The 3,616-nt window shown below is 63.7% G+C and carries 1 protein-coding gene and 1 pseudogene; both read left to right on the forward strand.

Annotated features, from left to right (window positions below):
- A pseudogene (locus HUU94_RS00895) lies at window positions 1-263 on the forward strand (IS481 family transposase); the annotation flags it as partial.
- Between the two features lie 675 nt (window positions 264-938).
- Window positions 939-3,616 (forward strand): DNA-directed RNA polymerase subunit beta (gene rpoB / locus HUU94_RS00905; protein ID WP_174273250.1); only part of this gene is annotated, 2,678 nt, incomplete at its 3' end.

The following is a 3,616-nucleotide window of genomic DNA, read 5'->3' on the forward strand; positions in this document are numbered from 1 at the left end:
CATGGGATCAACCAGAAGACAGTTGCCAAGTGGAAGCGGCGGACCTCGATGATCGATCTGCCAACCGGCCCGAAGGTAGCACGATCCACGGTACTGTCGATCGAGCTGAGGCGGTCATCGTCACCTTCCGTCGTCACACCCTGCTACCGCTCGACGATTGGCTGTACGCGTTACAGGCGAGCATCCCGCATCTGACGCGCCCGTCGCTGCACCGCTGCCTCCAACGACACGGCATCTCCCAGCTCAGGCAGCATCTTGGCGACTTCGTCGCCGCCTACAACTTCGCCCGCAGACTCAACACTCTTAAAGGCCTCACTCCCTACGAAGCTGGTGGGTATAGGGGGACGATGCTCGCGCATGTTCCTTGGGCGATCGGCATCCAGCTCGTGGGCTGGGCGATCGGCTATGCGCTGGGCGTGCGGGCGCGGGCGGCGATCTGGCTGGGGTGGTTCGCGGCGGCGGTGCTGTGCGTGACGCGCGAGGTGACTCAGCGGGAATATCAGTGGATCGAGGCCTATGGCCATGGTCTGCGGCGCAACATGCCCGATCTCGCGGGATTTCGCGTCTGGGAATGGAACGCGCATTCGATTTCGGAGACGGTGGCGGCGATCGGCGCGGCGACGCTGCTGGCGCTGATCGTCACATGGAAAAGTCGCGCCTGAGGGCTTTTCAAGCGCGCGGGATTGCCTATATGGGACTGATCCAGACATTCAGGCCAAAGCTCGTTCGCACGAGTCGCGGCCGCCCGTCCCGCCCCGGGACACGGCCCATCTAGCGCAACGGGCCGCGACGAAGTGGGGCAGGCCAGCGGGTTTACCAAGACGCTGCCGTGCGGTTCCGATGGCCCGGACCCGCACCTTTTTGCGTGGGTTATCCCCCGCATCGGCCACGGGCGCGCGGCGAGGCGGGCGACAGACGGTTCGATACGAGGATAATCGATGGCGACCCAGGCAGTTCCCGCACTTTCCACCGCGGCGAAGAAGCGCATCCGCAAGGTTTTCGGCAACATCCACGAAGTGGTGCAGATGCCGAACCTGATCGAGGTGCAGCGCGAAAGCTACGAACAATTCCTCCGCTCCGATGCGTCGATCGGCTATGTCTCGGGCCTCGAGAAGACGCTGCGCAGCGTCTTCCCGATCCGCGATTTCGCGGGCACCGCCGAGCTCGATTTCGTCCATTACGAACTCGAAGATCCCAAATATGATATCGAAGAGTGCCGCCAGCGCGGCATCACCTTCGCGGCGCCGATGCGCGTGACGCTGCGGCTGATCGTGTTCGAGGTCGATCCCGATACCGAGACCCGCTCGGTCCTCGATATCAAGGAGCAGGACGTCTACATGGGCGACATGCCGCTCATGACGACGAACGGCACGTTCATCATCAACGGCACCGAGCGCGTGATCGTCAGCCAGATGCACCGTTCGCCGGGCGTGCTGTTCGATCATGACCGCGGCAAGACGCACGCTTCGGGCAAGTATCTTTTCGCGGCGCGGGTGATCCCGTATCGCGGCTCGTGGCTGGATTTCGAGTTCGACGCCAAGGACATCGTCAACGTCCGGATCGATCGCAAGCGCAAGCTGCCGGTGACGACCCTGCTTTATGCGCTCGGGCTCAACGGCGAGGACATCCTCAACCATTTCTACAAGACGCAGACCTATGTGCGTGGGCAAGGCGGCTGGAAGGTGCCCTTCCTCGTCGAGAATTGGCGTGGGCAGAAGCCGTCGTTCGATGTCGTCAATGGTGATTCGGGCGAGGTGGTCTTCCCCGCCGGCACCAAGATCAGCCCCCGCGCCGCCAACAAGGCCGCCAAGGACGGGCTCGCCAGCCTGCTGATTCCGACCGAGGAAATCTACGGCCGCTATTCGGCCTACGACCTGATCGATGAGTCGACGGGACGCATCTACATCGAGGCCGGCGACGAGGTTACGCCCGAGAATCTCGAACTGCTCGACAATGCCGGGTTCGATCATGTCGATCTGCTCGACATCGATCATATCTCGACGGGCGCGTGGATGCGCAACACGCTGAAGGCCGACAAGGTCGAGGAGCGCGATCATGCGCTCAGCGAAATCTACCGCGTGATGCGCCCCGGCGAGCCGCCGACGAAGGAAACCGCCGAATCGCTGTTCGGCGGGCTGTTCTTCGATCCGGAGCGCTACGATCTGTCCGCGGTGGGCCGGGTCAAGCTCAACATGCGCCTCAACCTCGATGCCGAGGATACGGTGACGACGCTGCGCACCGAGGATCTGCTGGCGGTGATCAAGACGCTGGTCGATCTCAAGGATGGCAAGGGCGACATCGACGACATCGACAATCTCGGCAACCGCCGCGTGCGTTCGGTCGGCGAGCTCTTGGAGAATCAGTATCGCGTCGGCCTGCTCCGCATGGAGCGCGCGGTGAAGGAGCGGATGAGCTCGGTCGACGTCTCGACGGTGATGCCCAACGATCTCATCAACGCCAAGCCGGCGGTGGCGGCGGTGCGCGAATTCTTCGGTTCGTCGCAGCTCAGCCAGTTCATGGACCAGACCAACCCGCTCTCCGAAGTGACGCACAAGCGCCGCGTCTCGGCGCTCGGGCCGGGCGGCCTGACGCGCGAGCGCGCGGGCTTCGAGGTCCGCGACGTCCACCCGACGCATTACGGCCGCATCTGCCCGATCGAGACGCCGGAGGGGCCGAACATCGGCCTGATCAACAGCCTCGCCTCGTTCAGCCGCGTCAACAAATATGGCTTTATCGAAACGCCGTACCGCAAGGTCGTCGATCACAAGGTCACCGACGAGGTCGTCTATCTTTCGGCGATGGAGGAGGCCAAGCATACGATCGCGCAGGCCAATGCCGACGTCGCGAAGGACGGGACCTTCACCGAGGATCTGATCTCGTCGCGCGAGGCGGGCGAGTTCCTAATGGCGCCGCGCGATCATATCACGCTGATGGACGTTTCGCCGAAGCAGCTCGTTTCCGTCGCCGCGTCGCTGATCCCCTTCCTGGAGAATGACGACGCCAATCGCGCGCTGATGGGCTCGAACATGCAGCGCCAGGCGGTGCCGCTGGTCAAGGCCGAGGCGCCGTTCGTCGGTACGGGGATGGAAGAGACCGTGGCGCGCGACAGCGGCGCCGCGATCGCCGCCAGGCGTCCCGGCATCGTCGATCAGGTCGATGCCGCGCGCATCGTCGTCCGCGCGACGGGCGATGCCGATGCCGGCAAGTCTGGCGTCGACATCTACACGCTGATGAAGTTCCAGCGCTCCAACCAGTCGACCTGCATCAACCAGCGCCCGCTGGTGAAGGTGGGCGACATGGTGGAAGCCGGCGACATCATCGCCGACGGCCCGTCGACCGAATATGGCGAGCTGGCGCTGGGGCGGAACGTGCTCGTCGCGTTCATGCCGTGGAACGGGTATAATTACGAGGATTCGATCCTGATCTCCGAGCGGATCGTGAAGGACGACGTCTTCACCTCGATCCATATCGAAGAGTTCGAGGTGATGGCCCGCGATACCAAGCTCGGGCCCGAGGACATCACGCGCGACATTCCCAATGTCGGCGAGGAGGCGCTGCGCAACCTCGACGAGGCGGGCATCGTCTATATCGGCGCCGAGGTCGAGCCGGGCGACAT

This window comes from Sphingomonas bacterium (genome assembly GCF_903644055.1).
Lineage (GTDB): Bacteria > Pseudomonadota > Alphaproteobacteria > Sphingomonadales > Sphingomonadaceae > Sphingomonas_I.